At 50.9% G+C, this 17661-nt stretch carries 15 protein-coding genes; 7 read left to right on the plus strand and 8 right to left on the minus strand.

Annotated features, from left to right (window positions below; genetic code table 11):
- Positions 1 to 21 precede the first annotated feature (21 nt).
- Positions 22 to 2028: a DNA topoisomerase III gene (locus tag L4C36_RS06090; RefSeq protein WP_428476899.1), complete on the minus strand. Its 2007-nt coding sequence runs from the start codon at positions 2026 to 2028 to the stop codon at positions 22 to 24.
- A 198-nt stretch (positions 2029 to 2226) separates the two neighbouring features.
- Here L4C36_RS06090 and L4C36_RS06095 point away from each other — a divergent pair, with 198 nt between their 5' ends.
- Entirely contained in the window at positions 2227 to 3036 is an 810-nt protein-coding gene (locus L4C36_RS06095; RefSeq protein ID WP_428476900.1) for a glucosaminidase domain-containing protein, read from the plus strand.
- Between the two features lie 86 nt (positions 3037 to 3122).
- Here the strand turns inward: L4C36_RS06095 and mnmH are convergent, their stop codons facing one another.
- The 4 genes from mnmH to L4C36_RS06115 all read right to left on the minus strand — a co-directional run bounded on the left by mnmH (position 3123) and on the right by L4C36_RS06115 (position 8173).
- Entirely contained in the window at positions 3123 to 4211 is a 1089-nt protein-coding gene (gene mnmH / locus L4C36_RS06100; protein WP_428476901.1) for a tRNA 2-selenouridine(34) synthase MnmH, read from the minus strand.
- Entirely contained in the window at positions 4211 to 5251 is a 1041-nt protein-coding gene (gene selD, locus L4C36_RS06105) for a selenide, water dikinase SelD (protein ID WP_428476902.1), read from the minus strand. The genes mnmH and selD overlap by 1 nt, the downstream gene beginning before the upstream one ends.
- 139 nt (positions 5252 to 5390) lie before the next feature.
- On the minus strand, positions 5391 to 5942 hold the full coding sequence (locus L4C36_RS06110) for an NAD(P)H nitroreductase (protein ID WP_428476903.1): 552 nt from the start codon (positions 5940 to 5942) through the stop codon (positions 5391 to 5393).
- Between the two features lie 218 nt (positions 5943 to 6160).
- Positions 6161 to 8173, minus strand: a complete 2013-nt coding sequence (locus L4C36_RS06115) for an oxidoreductase (protein WP_428476904.1) — start codon at positions 8171 to 8173, stop codon at positions 6161 to 6163.
- A gap of 263 nt (positions 8174 to 8436) precedes the next feature.
- On the opposite strand from L4C36_RS06115, the gene sppA reads away from it, so the two are divergent.
- The 3 genes from sppA (at position 8437) to L4C36_RS06130 (ending at position 12240) form a co-directional block, all read left to right on the plus strand.
- Entirely contained in the window at positions 8437 to 10323 is a 1887-nt protein-coding gene (sppA, locus tag L4C36_RS06120) for a signal peptide peptidase SppA (protein ID WP_428476905.1), read from the plus strand.
- An 84-nt stretch (positions 10324 to 10407) separates the two neighbouring features.
- On the plus strand, positions 10408 to 11418 hold the full coding sequence (gene ansA / locus L4C36_RS06125) for an asparaginase (RefSeq protein WP_428476906.1): 1011 nt from the start codon (positions 10408 to 10410) through the stop codon (positions 11416 to 11418).
- 150 nt (positions 11419 to 11568) lie between these two features.
- On the plus strand, positions 11569 to 12240 hold the full coding sequence (locus L4C36_RS06130; RefSeq protein ID WP_428476907.1) for a glutathione S-transferase family protein: 672 nt from the start codon (positions 11569 to 11571) through the stop codon (positions 12238 to 12240).
- 90 nt (positions 12241 to 12330) lie between these two features.
- Here the strand turns inward: L4C36_RS06130 and L4C36_RS06135 are convergent, their stop codons facing one another.
- Entirely contained in the window at positions 12331 to 12642 is a 312-nt protein-coding gene (locus tag L4C36_RS06135; protein WP_428476908.1) for a YeaC family protein, read from the minus strand.
- A gap of 175 nt (positions 12643 to 12817) precedes the next feature.
- Between L4C36_RS06135 and L4C36_RS06140 the strand changes: the two genes are divergently transcribed.
- On the plus strand, positions 12818 to 13642 hold the full coding sequence (locus tag L4C36_RS06140) for a DUF2989 domain-containing protein (protein ID WP_428476909.1): 825 nt from the start codon (positions 12818 to 12820) through the stop codon (positions 13640 to 13642).
- A gap of 106 nt (positions 13643 to 13748) precedes the next feature.
- On the opposite strand, the gene msrB is transcribed toward L4C36_RS06140, so the two are convergent.
- A complete protein-coding gene (msrB, locus tag L4C36_RS06145) occupies positions 13749 to 14165 on the minus strand; it encodes a peptide-methionine (R)-S-oxide reductase MsrB (protein ID WP_428476910.1) in 417 nt (138 codons plus the stop codon).
- 347 nt (positions 14166 to 14512) lie between these two features.
- Here msrB and gap point away from each other — a divergent pair, with 347 nt between their 5' ends.
- Positions 14513 to 15508, plus strand: coding sequence for a type I glyceraldehyde-3-phosphate dehydrogenase (gene gap / locus L4C36_RS06150; protein ID WP_428476911.1), 996 nt, complete (start codon positions 14513 to 14515; stop codon positions 15506 to 15508).
- A gap of 247 nt (positions 15509 to 15755) precedes the next feature.
- Positions 15756 to 16631, plus strand: coding sequence for a D-hexose-6-phosphate mutarotase (locus L4C36_RS06155; RefSeq protein WP_428476912.1), 876 nt, complete (start codon positions 15756 to 15758; stop codon positions 16629 to 16631).
- 89 nt (positions 16632 to 16720) lie between these two features.
- Here the strand turns inward: L4C36_RS06155 and L4C36_RS06160 are convergent, their stop codons facing one another.
- A complete protein-coding gene (locus L4C36_RS06160; RefSeq protein WP_428476913.1) occupies positions 16721 to 17101 on the minus strand; it encodes a VOC family protein in 381 nt (126 codons plus the stop codon).
- Between the last annotated feature and the right edge of the window lie 560 nt (positions 17102 to 17661).

The following is a 17661-nucleotide window of genomic DNA, read 5'->3' on the forward strand; positions in this document are numbered from 1 at the left end:
ATCCGTCTTGTATCCGCTGTATTAGTCCGCAGAGCGTGGCTTACGAGTGCGCTTAGTCGTGCCTGTCTTCGCCGCAGTTTTGCGCCCCGTACCGGAAGATTTAGCACTCCCACCTTTCTTGCTGTATCGCCCTTTTTTACCTTTGAACGGCTCCGGCGACGTTAAGGACAGTAAGCTGCGCGGGACCTCGCTGGTTTGCACCTGTGTCATCAACCGATGCACCTGTGCTTCCAATGCTGCCATGAAGGGCTGATAGGCACACTTCTTATCGGCCATATCTTGCAACTGGTGTTCCCAGTGGGCCGTCATGTCGGGATAGGTCGCTTCATCCGGCAACGCATAAATCAGCCCTCGCCCCGCGTCAGTGGCATGAATACTTTTACCTTGTCGCAATAACAGCTGACGCTTGAACAGGATATCGAGGATCCCCGCTCGGGTGGCTTCGGTGCCCAATCCGTCGGTATCGCGCAAGATTTTTTTCAAGGATTGATCCGAGACAAAACGCGCAATCCCCGTCATCGCCTGTAACAAAGTCGCTTCCGTAAACGCCTTCGGTGGCTCGGTCATCTTGTCTTTGATTTCGCCATCCTGACAGAGCAACACCGTGCCTTTGTCTAACGGCGGCACTTTATCAGCCAAATCACTGTCAGCCTCTTTGCTGTCATCACGCCCCAGCAGTTGACGCCATCCCAGTGACATTAATTGACGCCCACGGGCAATAAACAATCCACCCGCAATGGTAAATTCGAGCTTGGCTTCACTGTACACGGCGGCGGGATAGAACTGCATCAGATACTGACGGGCGATCTGCTGATAAATCTTTTGCTCATTCGCACTGAGGCTCGCCGGATTCACCGCTTTCGGTGTGGGAATGATCGCATGGTGCGCATCCACTTTTTTATCGTTCCATGCCTTGGATTTCAGGCTCAAATTCGCGCCTGTGACCGCTGACGCGAGCTTAGGATCGGTATTGGCAATGGCCTGCGATACCTCACCCGCTTGACGGTAATGATCCACCGGCAAATAACGGCTGTCGGAACGCGGGTACGTGATCACTTTGTGCTTTTCATACAACGACTGACACGTTGCCAACACATCAGCCGCACTCATGCCGTAACGCTTGGCGGCATCAATCTGTAACGCTGACAGTGAGTACGGCAACGGAGGCGCTTGGCGGGTTTCTTTGCGCTCAGCCGTCGTAACCTCAGCAGGCTGTCCTTTAATCCGGTTGATCACGTTTTCACACAGCTTTCGATTCAGAACGCGGCCATCTTCGTCTTGCCAAGGCAGGCACGCCTCACTCGGTTGCCATTTGGCACGGATCACCATGTCCTGATACGGGATCAAGGCAAACAGTTCATAAAACGGTTTAGGTATGAAATTCGCGATTTCATCATCACGACGTGTCACCAAACCCAATATCGGTGTCTGTACCCGTCCGACAGACAGTACGCCGCGGTAACCGCCCTTCTGCCCTAACAAGGTGTAGGCTCGAGTCATGTTCATGCCGTACAGCCAATCGGCCCGCGAACGCGCCAACGCTGATACCGACAGCGGTATAAAATCACGGTTGCTGCGTAACTGCCCCAACGCACGTTTCACCGCTGCGGGGTTAAGGTCGGAAATGAGTAAGCGCTGCATGGCCGATTTTTTAGCCTGTGACAACTTCACGTAGTCGATCACTTCGTCCACCAGCAACTGGCCTTCGCGATCTGGGTCTCCCGCATGCACCACGTCTGTTGCTTGCTTGCACAGTTTTTTGACCACGGCCAATTGCTGTTTGGCCGATTTACGCGGGCTAAGTTGCCACTGCTGCGGCACAATCGGCAAATCCGCCATGTTCCACTTTTTGTACTTCGCATCATAGGCATCCGGCTCAACTTGCTCGAGCAGGTGGCCAATACACCAGGTCACAATATCGCCGTTGCCCACTTCAATGTAACCCGTATTGTTTTTGTGGGGACGGGGTAACACCGCGGCAATCGCGCGGCCGAGACTTGGCTTTTCAGCAATGTACAAACGAGTCATTTACAGTTTCACTTGGTAGCAGTAATAGCGAGACTGTACCGAAAATGGCGAAAAGCGGCAACTGTTATACTGGATATAAAACCAGTTAACCCCCGTTAAAATCCGCCATAAATACCAAATAAGAATGCTTGATAGCCTAAAAAGATAGGCGTAATGTACAGGTCTTATTTCGGGTGTGTCTTTAAGGGACTAACCATTATGACCAAAGTTTCCACCGTTGGCGTGATCACTCTCGCCGCCGCGGTCAGTTTGACGGCTATCCATGCCATTAAGGTACGAGCCGAACAAACCCTACCGCACTCTGTACCAACACACAGCCACGTTGTCGCTAACCAGAACAAACCTAACTTTGCCGCCATGGGCAATGTCGCAGAAAAGAAAACCGCTTTTTTCGCTTATCTGCAACCCATGATTGAGCAGGCTAATCACGCCATTGCACAAGACCGCGCGGCCTTGCAGATGCAGTTTGCACAATCCACCGCACCCACCACCACACCTTTCTTGCAAAAGATAGCCACGCAGTACCGTTTGCCGATTCCGGCCACGGGCGTTGATAGCACTTGGCAACAGGCTTTGTTAGCACGTGTTGATACCTTGCCCGCCGCTTTGGTCATGAGCCAAGCGGCGATTGAATCGGGCTGGGGCACATCGCGCTTTGCGGTTGAGGCAAACAATTACTTCGGTCAGTGGTGCTACACCCAAGGGTGCGGTTTGTTCCCGCACCAAGAAACCGGCGGCAATTTCCATGAGGTGCAACGGTTTAGCAGCACACAAGCCGCCATTGATGCGTACTTTACCAATGTAAACACTAACCCGGCCTATCAAGCCTTGCGTGAGATCCGTTTGCAGCAGCACGCCGCCCATAAAGGCATCACCGATGATGCGATGGCCGATGCCTTGGCTGAAGGCTTGCTCCATTACTCACAAATCGGCGAGAAATACGTGCAAGAGATTCAGGCGATGATCCGCGATGATCGCCAATACATGCCCCCTGTCAACGCCGTCTGATTGGACACGTTAGACATAAAAAAACACCCCGCGCTGTTCGTTTAAACAACGCGGGGTGTTTTTCTTTAGCGTCTAGCATCTAGCGGTTAGCGTGTCGCCAACCACTCGCGCACCGTCGCGTAATCACCACGGAATACAATGCGATCGGCTTTTTTGCTCAACTGATAGGTATACATCGGATCGTAATAATCCGTCAGCAACGGCGTTAACCAGCCTTCGTGTCCAGCCAATGAACCTGTCGCTTGCATCGCTTGAATGGCGGCTTGCTGTGTCGCCAGTAAGTCGTCATAACGCTCAATGCCTAAACGCTTACGGATACCAAACATGCCACGGGCTAAATAGTCCGCAAACTGCTGCCAACCGTCTTCTTCGCCGTACGTTGCACAGAAGTCACGCTGCATACGCACCACGTAATCATCCAACAAACGGCCTAATCGTACATCCAACGGATCCTCAACAATCGCAATCTGCGCTTGCTCCATCCCACGGTGAATAGACAATGGCGTACTGACTGAACCGATGATTTTGCCTTCATCTTCAAAGACGAAACTCGATGCGCCTGCGGCTTGTTTTTTCAACATTTCCACCGCCAGCACATTTTCAAAATCAATCTGCGTACGCTGCGCCGTCACATAGCGACCAAATGAGGAGCCACGGTGATTCGCGGCGCCTTCCAAATCAATGCCATTGTTCAACTCATGCAGCATCAAGGTTTTACCGCTGCCGGTATTCCCGCCAATCAGCGTCATCGGCTGCTCAGCCACCGCATCAATGGTATCAATCAGAAAACGGCGCAGGGCTTTATAACCCCCGACGATCATCGGGTAATCAATGCCCGCTTCTTTCAGCCATTGCTGAGTAATGCGTGAACGCAAACCGCCACGGAAACAGTACAGGTAACCGTTCGGGTTCGCCTCACAAAATGCTTTCCACTGTGCGACACGTTCCGCTTTCGTTTCACCGTTCACCAATGCGTGACCCAGTGTGATGGCCGACTCTTGCCCTTTCTCTTTGTAACAGGTGCCGACTGCTTTGCGCTCGTCGTCTGTCATCAGTGGACGGTTGTCTGAGGTCGGGAACGCGCCTTGTTCAAATTCAATCGGCGCGCGCATATCCATTAACGGGGTATCGTTAAGGAACAGCTGTTTAAAATCTTCACAGTTAGGACGAGACATTAGCAGATCTCAATCAAAACAGTGTCGCTATCCGTCGCGTCAAATAACTCACCAATGGCATTTAAGGTAATACCGTGTTGCTGAGCCGCAGCTTGTACTTCGGCTTCTGCTTCCGGTGTCACCGCTAGCAGCAAGCCGCCAGAGGTTTGTGGATCGCAAAGCAGGGCTTTTTGCTCATCGGTCATGGCACCCAAACGGTGGCCGTAGCTGTCAAAGTTACGGGTCGTGCCGCCCGGTACGCTGCCTTGTGCAATGTAGTCAAACACGCCAGGTAGGTGCGGGATTTGATCGAACTGAATCGTCGCCTTCAGGCCACTGCCTTCACAAATTTCGTTCAGGTGACCCATCAGGCCAAAACCGGTCACGTCTGTCATGGCTTTTACACCCGCGATATCAGCAAAGGTTTCGCCCGGCTTGTTCAGTTTGCACATCCAGTCACGCGCCAAACCTTGGTGCTCTTCTTTTAGCAGCGATTTTTTCTCGGCCGTCGTCAATACGCCAATGCCCAATGGCTTGGTCAGGTACAACTTACACCCCGCTTCGGCTTGGTTATTACGCTTCACGCGATCGGTCTCCACAATACCGGTCACAGCCAAACCGAAAATCGGCTCAGGGGCATCAATAGAGTGACCGCCCGCCAGTGAAATACCCGCTTCACGGCACACAGCACGACCCCCTTCAATCACTTTTTGTGCAATTTCTGGCGGCAGCACGTTGACTGGCCAACCTAAAATCGCAATCGCCATAATTGGCTTACCGCCCATGGCATAGATGTCGCTGATCGCATTGGTTGCCGCAATTCGGCCAAAATCATACGGATCATCGACGATCGGCATAAAGAAATCGGTAGTGCTGATCACTGCGGTGCCGTTGCCAAGATCATACACAGCAGCGTCATCTTTACTTTCGTTACCCACCAGCAGGTTAGGGTCAGCGAACGGAGCGATCTGGGTTTTAAGAATAGTATCAAGCACTTGAGGTGAGATTTTACAACCACATCCTGCACCGTGGCTGTATTGAGTTAGGCGAACATTGTCCATGACGCGCTCCGATATAATAACAAGAAGCGGAGGATTCTACTCCTGCCACCAGATCCTGTCATCCATCAGGATCAAAAAGGGAAGCCAAAAAGGCTTCCCTTTGCGCCACATCAAGCGGATTTGTTGGCAAATAAATCCCTCAGGAAAGATATTCAACAAATTGTGCTAAATCCCGTACGGGGGCTTTCACGTCACGACAGCCAGCCGTACCCACATACAAAAAGCCGACAATCATATCGTCACCCGTGACGCCCAGTGCCTCACGCACGGCCTCATGATAGGCCCATTTCCCGGTGCGCCAGAAGGCGGCAAAACCCTGTGCAACGGCGGCCATTTGCATGGCTTGGGCCGCGCACCCCGCCGATAAATATTGTTCAATGACCGGCACCTTTTCATGCTCGGTCACCTTGGCCACCACGGTGATCACCATGGGCGCACGGAACGGGGCTTTGCTGACTTGCTCAACCGTGGCGGCATCTGCTCCCTCCGCTTGCGCCGCTGCGGCCAATATACCCGACAAGGTGTGCAAGCCTTCCCCCTGCGACACAATAAACCGCCACGGCGTCAATCCGGCATGGTCGGGCGCGCGCAAACCGGCGCGGAAAATCATTTCCAGCGCCTCGCCATCCGGTGCGGGAGCGGTCATCTTCGGTAACGACCGACGGTTCAACAATAAAGCCAGTGCATCCATAATCCCTCACTATTACACGTTTTATGACACTCTTTATGACACTCTTCACAACAGAGGCTATCACACGCTTTTCTGTCATCAATAACGGTGACACGTTGTAGGATCTACCCTATCACACCCTGCTCGCCATAAAACCCTTCATATAAAATGGGTATATACTCCTCTCATATCACCGCCCTCTGAATCGTGACGGTTATCGCTTGACCGTAGCTTGGCCGTTACAACTTGGCCGCCAATTCCACCCCTTGGCGGATCACGCGCTTAGCATCCACCTCTCCGGCAACCTCGGCACCGCCAATCACATGCACGTTCACCTGCTTCGCACGCAACGTGGCCGACAAGGTATCCACTGAGGTCTGTCCAGCACAAATCACGATATTGTCCACCGCCAGCACACGTTGTTGTCCTTCTACTGTAATGTGCAGCCCTTGGTCGTCAATGTGGTCATAATGCACCCCACCCAGTAGCTCGACCCCGCGTTTTTCCAGCACTTTTCGATGGATCCAACCGGTGGTTTTCCCCGGCCCTTTGCCTACTCGTCCAGATTTACGTTGCAGTAACCAGACCTGACGCGGGCTGACGTACGAAGCAAACGGGTACAAGCCGCCTGCGTGTTCCACCGTTTTATCAATGCCCCACTCTTTGAGCCAATCATCCAAACGCTGCTCCGTAGGTTCCGTCAGCATAGTGGCCACATCCACCCCAATCCCGCCGGCGCCAATCACTGCCACGTTCGCCCCCAATACCCGCCGTTCACGGATCACCGTTTGGTAATCCACTACTTTAGGATGTTCAATCCCAGAAATCGCCGGCATACGCGGTTGTACGCCAGTGGCCACCACCACCTCATCAAAGCCAGATAACGTATCGGCATCGGCCGCGTGTTCAAGCCGCACCGTCACGCCCGTTTGTTCTAGGCGACGGGTAAAATAACGAATGGTTTCTTTGAATTCTTCTTTCCCCGGAATTTGCATCGCGAGGTTAAATTGCCCGCCCAGCTCCACATTTTTCTCAAATAAGGTGACGGTAAAGCCCCGCTCTGCCGCCGCCACCGCCGTCGCCATACCTGCCGGACCGCCGCCCACCACGGCGATGGTGCGCGAGGTCGCAACCGGTGTCAGTTGCAACTCGGTCTCATAACAGGCTTGCGGGTTCACTAAGCACGTCGCACGCTGGCCGACAAACACATGATCCAAACAGGCCTGATTACAACCAATACAGGTATTGATATCTGCCGCGCGGTTCTCGCTGGCCTTGTGCACAAAATACGGATCAGCCAAAAACGGCCGCGCCATCGACACCATGTCCGCTTGCCCCCCCGCCAAAATGTCTTCAGCCACCTGTGGGGTGTTGATACGGTTACAGGTGATCAATGGGATAGACACCGCATGCTTAAGTTGTGCTGTCACCCAGGCAAAAGCCGCACGGGGCACTTGCGTCGAAATGGTCGGGATCCGCGCTTCATGCCAGCCAATGCCGGTATTTAATAAGGTGACGCCCACTTGCTCTAACTGTTTGGCCAAGTACAGCACTTCGTCATGGGTACTGCCTTGCTCGACTAAATCGAGCATCGACAAACGGAAAATCACGATAAAGTCCCGCCCGACCCGCGCCCTGACCGCTTTCACGAGTTCAAGCGGGAAACGGATACGGTTCTCATAACTGCCCCCCCATTCGTCATACCGGTGATTCGTCCGCTGACAAATGAACTGGTTAATGAGGTAACCTTCTGAGCCCATCAGTTCGATGCCGTCATAACCAGCCTCTCTGGCCAATTCAGCACTGCGGGCAAAATCATCAATGGTTTTACGGATCTGCCGGGGGGGCATTTCACAGGGGGTAAATTTGGATATCGGGGATTGGATCGCCGACGCACTCACCGCAAACGGGTGCAAGGCGTAGCGCCCGGCATGCAGTAGCTGAAGGGCAATTTTGCCGCCTTCATGATGAACGGCATCAGTGATCACACGGTGGGCACGCGCAGCGCGGGCTGAGCTGAACTCGGCACTCAACGGATGTAAACGGCCACGCAGATTGGGCGAGAAGCCTCCGGTGACAATCAGGCCGACACCACCGCGTGCGCGCTCGGCATAGAAAGCCGCCAATTTACGAAAGCCATCTCGCGATTCTTCCAATCCCGTATGCATTGACCCCATGAGGACACGGTTACGCAATTGCGTGAACCCTAAGGACAACGGCGCTAATAAATGCGGGTAAGCTTGCTCATCCATGGCGGTCACACCTTTTATGATATGGTCTGACCAGTATACGAAGGAGTGATACTTTTATCAAAAATTTGTTTACATATCAGTAACGCCACATTTTCATCTCATGCATCACACGCCGAGAAGACAGCATGACACTTTACGGCCAGATTTCATGCTAACCGCTTACCCTACAGGGAATTCTTACTGAAATTGCTTGTCTACTCGGTTAGGATAGATATCCAAGCATCCCCAATATGCTTAGGGACTCATAATAATTAGGAATTTCAATGAAAGTGATCTTCAGAGGAATAGGAAAACTGTTTGGTTGGATAGGTAAAGGCATCAATATCCTTCGCCAAGTCCTCACAAACTTGCTCTTTTTCGTCGTCATTGGTGCATGGCTATTCATCTTCAATGAAAGCTCGAAAGAGCCTGAACTCCCAGAGAAAGCGGCGCTTGTCCTCGACATTGCCGGGCCGATTGTCGAACAACGTTCGCCCGTGAATACGTTTGATACCCTCGCAGGCAATGCGCTCGGTCAGCCACCAGTGCAAGAAACCGTGTTGTTTGACGTCGTTGAAACCCTGCGTACAGCAGCGACCGATGACCGCATTACCGGTCTGGTACTGAACCTGAAAAACATGCAGGAAACCAGCCTGACCAAAATGCGCTATATCGCCAAAGCCATTGAGGAATTCAAGCAAACCGGCAAGCCGGTTGTCGCTATTGGTGAACACTACAAGCAAAGCCAGTACTACCTTTCAAGCTATGCCGATACCGTTTTCATGGCACCCGACGGTGGCGTGATGCTGCAGGGTTATGGCACCTACAGTTTGTACTACAAGACGTTGCTCGAAAAGCTGAACGTCAATACCCATGTCTTCCGCGTGGGTACGTACAAGTCATTTGTTGAACCGTACACCTTAGACGGCATGTCAGACGCCGCGCGTGAAGCCAACGGTGTGTGGCTGAACCAACTGTGGGACGCGTACACCAGCGATGTGGCCAACAATCGCCAGATCGAGACATCTGTCATGACGCCAGAGCTGGATCAACTCATCGAACAATTTAAAGCCGTGGATGGCGATTGGGCGCAACTCAATCTTAGCCAGGGCATGGTTGATGAACTGCTCAGCCGCCCGGCATTGCGTCAGCGTCTGATCGACTTGTTCGGTGACAATAACGAACACAGCTTTAATCAGATCAGTTACTACGACTACCAGCCAACGCTGAACGATCCAATGACGTCGCAAGACGGTGATGCACTTGATCCAGAAGCAGAAATCCAGCATATCGCAGTGGTTGTGGCCAGTGGCGCCATCATGGATGGTCCGCAAAAGCAAGGCAATGTCGGTGGCGATACCACCGCGGCATTGCTGCGTAATGCCCGTTATGACGACAGCGTAAAAGCAGTGGTACTGCGCGTGGACAGCCCGGGCGGCAGTGCCTTTGCCTCAGAAGTGATCCGCAATGAAGTCGTGGCACTCAAAGAAGCGGGGAAACCTGTGGTTGTCTCGATGTCGAGCGTGGCAGCATCTGGCGGTTACTGGATTGCCGCCAGTGCGGATAAGATCATGGCACAACCGACCACGATCACTGGCTCTATCGGTATTTTCGCCATCATGACCACCTTTGAAAAAGGCTTGGAAAAAATGGGCGTGTACAGCGATGGCGTGGGCACGACCCCGTTCGCTGGCGTGGGCGTGACCCGTGAATTGCCAGAAGGCGTGGCCGAACTGTTCCAGATCAGCATCGAAAATGGCTACCAGCGTTTTATCAACTTGGTTAGTCAAAGCCGTGATATGACCTTGGCGCAAACCGATAAGGTAGCACAAGGCCGCGTATGGACCGGACAAGATGCCCTAAAACTGGGCTTGGTGGATGCTCTGGGTGACTTTGATGACGCTGTCGCCAGCGCCGTTGAACTGGCCAATATCGGTGATAACTACCAACTTGAGTGGATGGCGCAACCGCTAACACCGTTTGAATTGTTCATGAAAGACATTTCGGGACAAGCCAAATTGTGGGTAACGGAAGCCATGTGGGGCAGCGTGCCAACGGCACTGCAACCGGTCTCCCAACAGGTTGTAACAGACCTCACCACCCTTGGTAACTTCAACGATCCAAAAGGGCAATATGCGTTCTGTATAAACTGCCTCAATATTGAAAAGTGAGATCAGCCCGGCGTTGCCGGGCTTTTTTTACGCGCTGTTCACCGTATAATGCGGGCCACCATCCGATAATTCTGTGCCTTAGATATGGAAAGAAAAAACATTTACATCGCCTATACAGGCGGCACCATTGGTATGCAGAAATCAGACCATGGGTATATCCCGGTTGCTGGCTTCATGGAAAAGCAACTGGAAAGCATGCCAGAATTCCATCGAGCAGAGATGCCTACGTTCACAACCCACGAATACGAGCCTCTGATCGATTCGTCGGATATGACGCCAACGGATTGGCAGCGCATTGCTGATGATATTAAAGCGAACTACGACGACTACGACGGTTTTGTGATTTTGCATGGTACGGATACCATGGCGTATACCGCGTCGGCGTTGTCTTTCATGTTTGAAAACCTCGACAAGCCAGTGATTGTGACAGGCTCACAGATCCCACTGGCAGAACTGCGTTCTGATGGGCAAAGTAACTTGCTCAATGCATTGCACATTGCGGCGAACTACCCGATCAATGAAGTCACGGTCTTTTTCAACAATAAATTGATCCGTGGCAACCGCAGTACCAAAGCACATGCAGACGGGTTTGGTGCCTTTATTTCACCGAATCTACCCCCACTACTTGAAGCGGGGATCAACATCCAACTGAACAATGTTGAATTGGATAAAAAACCAGACGGTCCTTTCCGTGTACACAACATCACCCCACAACCGATTGGCGTGATCACCATGTACCCGGGCATATCACCGGAAGTGATCCGCAATACGTTGCGTCAGCCTGTGAATGCGATGATCCTGCTGACCTTTGGCGTCGGTAACGCACCACAAAACCCCGAGTTACTCGCTCAATTGACGGAAGCGACAAGCCGAGGCGTGATCGTGATGAACCTGACACAGTGCCTATCCGGTAAAGTGAACATGGGCGGTTACGCGACAGGATGTGCACTGGCAGATGCCGGCGTCTTGAGCGGTTACGACATGACGCCTGAAGCAGCATTGGCAAAACTGCATTACTTGCTGAGCCAAGATCTACCGATTGAATCGGTACGCAGTTTGATGCAACAAGACCTGCGCGGTGAATTGACACACTAAGTCATCACGGTGCTTGTCCATCTTACGGGTGTCTTCGCGACGCCCGTTTTTTTATCCACGATGCAATGCTTCACGCCCGTACCTCCCCCCATCACGGCCAACTCAGCTACACTTTCACTATTCTAATATCGTGAAGGCCAAGCACTGATTATGATCCTCCATGGCGCCTCTATCTCACCGTTTGTCAGGAAAATCATGCTCGCTCTTGCGTACAAGGGCATCACGTATGAGCTGCAACCGCTGAACCCTTACATGGAAAAAGAACTCGCACAAAAACGCCATCCGATGGGCAAGGTGCCGATTCTGGAACACGACGGGTTAACCATCATCGACTCCACGGTGATCGCACATTATCTCGATGACCAATACCCGGTACCGCCCCTCTACCCCGGCACAGCACGTGAACGGGCACAGATCCGCTGGTTAGAAGTGTATGCCGATACACGACTCACATCATTGGTGGGTGGGGTGTTGTTTTATCAGAAAATATTACGCGCCAAAATGCTCAACAAAGATGTCGATCACGATGCGATCGAACAATGCATTGAACACCATTTACCGCTGGCACTGACGTATTTAGAAGAACAAATGCCGGAGAAAGGCTTTGTGGGGAACCACTTTTCCATGGCAGAGATCAGCCTATGGAGTGTCTTACGCAGTGGTTGGATGGCCGGTTTGCGCTTTACTCATTACCCACGCCTCAACCATTATCTTGGCACCATTGAGCAAGAGCCATGGGTCGCAAATATGATCAGCGAAGAAGATCATGAACTCGCCAGTTTCTACTGCGAGCCAATCATTGTGGGAACGGTGACTCGCTAAAAGACAGAATTGGGGATCCACATAGAGGCACAGGGCACATCATGGCTAACGTGCCCATTGCCAGCCATCACGTTTTTTGACGGACAGCGCTTAAAAACTGTCACCCTTAAAGCGTGCAATGGTGGGCGCTATAGTGAGCGCATCATCATGATCGTCTGTCGGCACAAATTCCCGCGTCAACTCGGCCTTGGATTTAAACACCATATCGCCCCCCTGAGCGACAGACATATGGGCCGCCTCTTGGTTATGGCGTGATTGATATAACATCACCGCTTGCAGCGTTGCATCACGTTGTTCGCCTGTCAGGGGGGTACCATCCGGCCACTTGCCGATCTCTACCGCCGTACACAGTCGCGTATACACATCTGGGGTCATTGCTTTAAGCAGCGTTTCTACATCCATGTTATTTCCTCATAATGCACGGGGCCGCCCTTGGCGACGATCGCGTTTTATTGCTATCACTCACGCAGTAATAACAGTTTCAGCTAAAGGTCGCTAAGAATACGTCGATAAAATGCTTAGGGGATCACACCCTGTCCTTGACTGTTTATTCATCCCGCGTGAGAACATGGCTGTTATGACTCGAGTATTACGTCGCCTTATCCAAACCACGGTACTGCTGGTGAGCCTTGTGCCGCTGACAGGTTGCTTTGAACGCCACCGCACCACGGATCAACTGTGTGAGGCCTACCCCGAACTGTGCGCCGACACCAACCTTAATGACGGACAGTGCCGTATACAGCGGGCAAACGTGATCTGGCAACGTTATGACGTGATGCAAACACCGACCGATCAAGAAAAATTCAAAGAACTGAAGTTCACATCGGTGTATCAGCACTGCTTGGAATATGCTGCGCGTATTGAACCCACCGAACTCAAAGAGCGCAAAACCCACCGAAACCGGGCGCTACTCAATACCTATACATCGATAAAACGCTTGAATGATGAACTGGCGACATCCACCGATCCTGAGATCATTTACTACCGATGGAGCCAAGGCGATCAAGATGCCCTGCGTCAATTTCTGCGCCTTGAAGGGACACCCGCTTTAGAGACGCCAGACTTACAATTGGCACTCGCGACGTTTTATATCGCCAAAGATCGCACGAAGACCCAGACGTTACTGCTGCGGGCGCTGTCGCTCTATGACGCCAACCAGACCGTGAAGCCCGAAATTATTCAAACGCTGGCGACCCTGTCTCATCAACAAGGTAGTCCACACCATGCCTATCTTTGGTCAATGACAGGGATTGCGCTCAACATGCCAATTGCGAGCCAAGAAAAATTGGCGTTCCTTTACCCCATGGACGAAGCGCAACGGGCCGCACTCACCGCACAAGCGATACGCATTGCAGAAATGATCCGGCAGGGTGAGTTTGATCCCGCGCAGCTGACGCCATAAGCAACCAATACCATAAGCAACTGACGCCGTCAGTGATTCAGGCAACCTACGCCTAACAGCATATGGCCTACGCAGGATAAAAGAACAGGATGGTCACGGCGCGGCCTCAATGCTCGTCGGATTCAGACACAGGATCTGACGGTGACTGGAAAATCAGCGACACGGAGTTAACGCAGTAACGCTCGCCAGTGGTCGGCGGACCATCCGGAAACACGTGCCCGAGGTGGCTGTCACACTGAGCACAACGGATCTCAACGCGCCGCATGCCGTGACTGACATCTTCCAAGAAACGGATCGCCTCTTTGTTGACTGGCGCATCAAAGCTCGGCCAACCGCAACCCGAATCGAATTTATGCTCTGAATGGAACAACGGCGCATCACAACAGGTGCAGGTATACATCCCCGTTTCCCTGTTATGTAGCAACGTACCGGAAAATGGCGCCTCCGTCCCTTGTTCGCGACACACGCGATATTGTTCAGGAGAGAGCTTCTCACGCCAATAAGCATCTAATTTATTTGACATACGTTATCCTTACTATCCGTCTTCCTCTCGCCATCGCCGAAAAGGTGTTGCCAACAGGGTACGCCGTGGCACATACTTTCTGCCGAAAGGATTTTACATCTTCACTGCCCATTTAAGCATATTTCGATGTGGTGAGTGTTGATATTAAAAGTTAATAACGGTAATGGTGGATATTCATACAATTGCTGTTCATTTTTGCAGCGTTGTAGTGGGAATGTAAAAAGAATCCGAACTTTTTTTTGACCTCAAGCAATTTAAGTACGTTTTTAGCTTGCAGCGTCACGTTAGATTCTGTAATTTTACTACCAGTTATCTTTCATTAGAAATTAAGTTGTGGAGCAACTGTAATGACTATCAAAGTAGGTATTAACGGTTTTGGCCGTATTGGACGTTTTGTTTTCCGTGCTTCTGTAGAGCGTAACGACATCGAAGTTGTTGGTATCAACGACCTTATCGACGTTGAATACATGGCATACATGCTTAAGTACGACTCAACTCACGGCCGTTTCAACGGTACTGTTGAAGTTGTAGACGGAAACCTAGTAGTTAACGGTAAAACTGTTCGCGTAACAGCTGAGCGTAACCCAGAAGATCTTAAGTGGGATGCAATCGGTGTTGACGTTGTTGCTGAAGCAACTGGTCTATTCCTAGACGACGCGACTGCTCGTAAGCACATCACTGCTGGCGCAAAGAAAGTGGTTCTAACTGGCCCTTCTAAAGACGCTACTCCAATGTTCGTAATGGGCGTTAACCACGCTTCTTACGCTGGCCAAGACATCGTTTCTAACGCATCTTGCACAACTAACTGTCTAGCTCCAGTAGCTAAAGTTCTTAACGACAAGTTCGGTATCGAATCTGGTCTTATGACGACAGTTCACGCAACGACTGCAACTCAGAAAACTGTTGATGGTCCTTCTGCTAAAGACTGGCGTGGTGGTCGTGGTGCTTCTCAGAACATCATCCCATCTTCAACTGGTGCTGCTAAAGCAGTAGGCGTTGTTCTTCCAGAACTAAACGGCCTTCTAACGGGTATGGCTTTCCGCGTACCAACTGCAAACGTTTCTGTTGTTGACCTAACTGTTAACCTAAAAACTGCTGCAACTTACGAAGCAATCTGTGCTGCTATGAAAGAAGCATCAGAAGGCGAGCTTAAGGGCGTACTAGGTTACACTGAAGACCAAGTTGTATCTCAGGACTTCATTGGCGAAACTCAGACTTCAGTATTCGATGCTAAAGCGGGTGTTGCTCTAACTGACAAATTCGTTAAAGTTGTATCTTGGTACGACAACGAAATCGGTTACTCAAACAAAGTTCTTGACCTAATCGCTCACATTTCTAAGTAATGTAAGCTTTTAGCAAGAAATAAGGCGACGCTACGGTGTCGCCTTTTTTGTATCTGTCATTCCATAACCCCCATCCATTACGCCACAAAGGTGATCTAGCTCACAAAAGCAGTCACAAATTTAACAAATAACTTTTATTATTTTCCTTTAATTTTTAAACAAAAATAAGTGTTTCAATCCATGAAATATGCCACAAATAGCGCTCTATTTCAGCGATTGACACATTGCCCAATGAAAGGATTGTTCGATGAAACTTCAAGACTTACCAACGATTGCCGTGTTATCAGATGCTGTCACTGTCTGCGAATACCAAGGTTTGAAAATGGTACGTGTCCTTCACGACACGGCTGAAGCTGGCATTACGTTGCACGGCGGCCATTTAGTCTGCTTCAAACCGGCCGGGGACGAAGATGTCATTTGGCTCAGTGAAAATGCAGATTTTGATCCGACAAAAGCGATTCGCGGCGGCATCCCGATCTGTTGGCCATGGTTCGGCAAGGCAGGTACCCCTTCACACGGCTTTGCACGTACCAGTGAATGGACGTTGCTAGAACATCGTGAGAACGAAAATGGCGTGATTGTTGCGCTCGAACTTGAAGACAGCGAAGCTACCCACGCGATTTGGCCCCACAAGTTCCGTAACGTACTGACATTTGAAATCGGTCACTCATTAAAAGTGACACTGACATCGACCAATACTGACACGCAACCTTGGCAGTATTCCGGTGCGCTGCACACCTACTTTGCCATTGATGATATTCACCACGTCGCTATCAATGGTATGGGTGATACCTACTTGGATAGCACCCAAGCAGGCAAAACTTGTACGGGGGGTGACAGCCTGAGATTCCATGGTGAAGTTGACCGAGTGTACACGCAACCTGCTCGCACCATTACTGTGGCAGACGGCAGCCCACGCCAACTGCATATCACCAACGAAGGCCATACTGCCGCGGTAATTTGGAACCCATGGCAAGCGCTGTCTGTTAGCATGGCTGACATGGCAGACAACAGTTTTGAAACCATGGTGTGTGTAGAATCCACCATCCACGGTGACAGCGCCGTCACCCTTGAGCCGGGTGAATCACACGCATTGGTAACCACCGTGGCCATTAGCCGCTAACCGTCACGGGCTAATGCAAACAGGGGAGCAGCCATCGGCCACTCCCCTGCTTACACCAAATAATGATTAACACTACGATTAAAATGACCTTAAGCCAGCATCTGCGAATGTGCTTCAATCAACACCCAACCATTCCCATCCGGATCGGCAAATGTCGCAAAACGCCCACCAATAATGGTCACGATTTCGGATAACGGCACCCCTCGACGAGACAACTCGCCATGCGTGGTATGGATATCATCTGTTTGTACAACCAACCCCTGTACCGAGCCGGCTTCCATTCCGCCAAATGGCATCACTAAGCTGATCGTGGTTTCCGCCCCTTTCGGCGCTAACTGAATCCACCGCTTATGGTTATCTGCCAAATGATCACGTATCAGCTCAAACCCCAAGGCATCACGATAAAATGTCAATGCTTGCCCCTGATCAGAAACCGGAATTGAAACGGTATCAACACGTGAAATACTCATCAATCAAGCTCTCCCCAACTATGCGCACATTTTTAGCTTAATCTAGAGTTTTTGATTTCGCTCGCAAAAAAACACCTTGTCGCAATCATAAAACAGTCCCCCTTTGTACCAAGCCGTAGACCAAAATCCGCCCACTCTCGTTTTTTTTGCAAGAGTCGCTGCCGAAAGCATCTGTTTTCGCAAAAAACCGTAAAACCCTTGTATTCGACCTGCCTTTATCACTATTCCATGGCTAAAAGCCCTTATTTTCAGACGATATAACCATATAAAAAATAAAACTCACAACAATCCACCTAAAAATAAAATCCGCCATCGCCACATCACAAACGCATCAATTCGTTAACCATTTTCAAACATATTCCCTTGCAGTACGTGGTTTATAGGAGGATAGTGAGGTTATGCGCAAAGGGAATTCCTCTTTGCGATGAAATGTAAAATGGAAATTTTGGTTTATAAACCAACAACTCAGTGACGCAATTTAATCAGTTAGGTCTAGGCTTAGTTAGTGAGGGATGTGAAAGTATTTCGTTTTCGTCCTTTCTAATTGATTGAAGAACGAT

Source organism: Photobacterium japonica, assembly GCF_050337005.1.
In the GTDB taxonomy this organism is placed as follows: domain Bacteria; phylum Pseudomonadota; class Gammaproteobacteria; order Enterobacterales; family Vibrionaceae; genus Photobacterium; species Photobacterium japonica.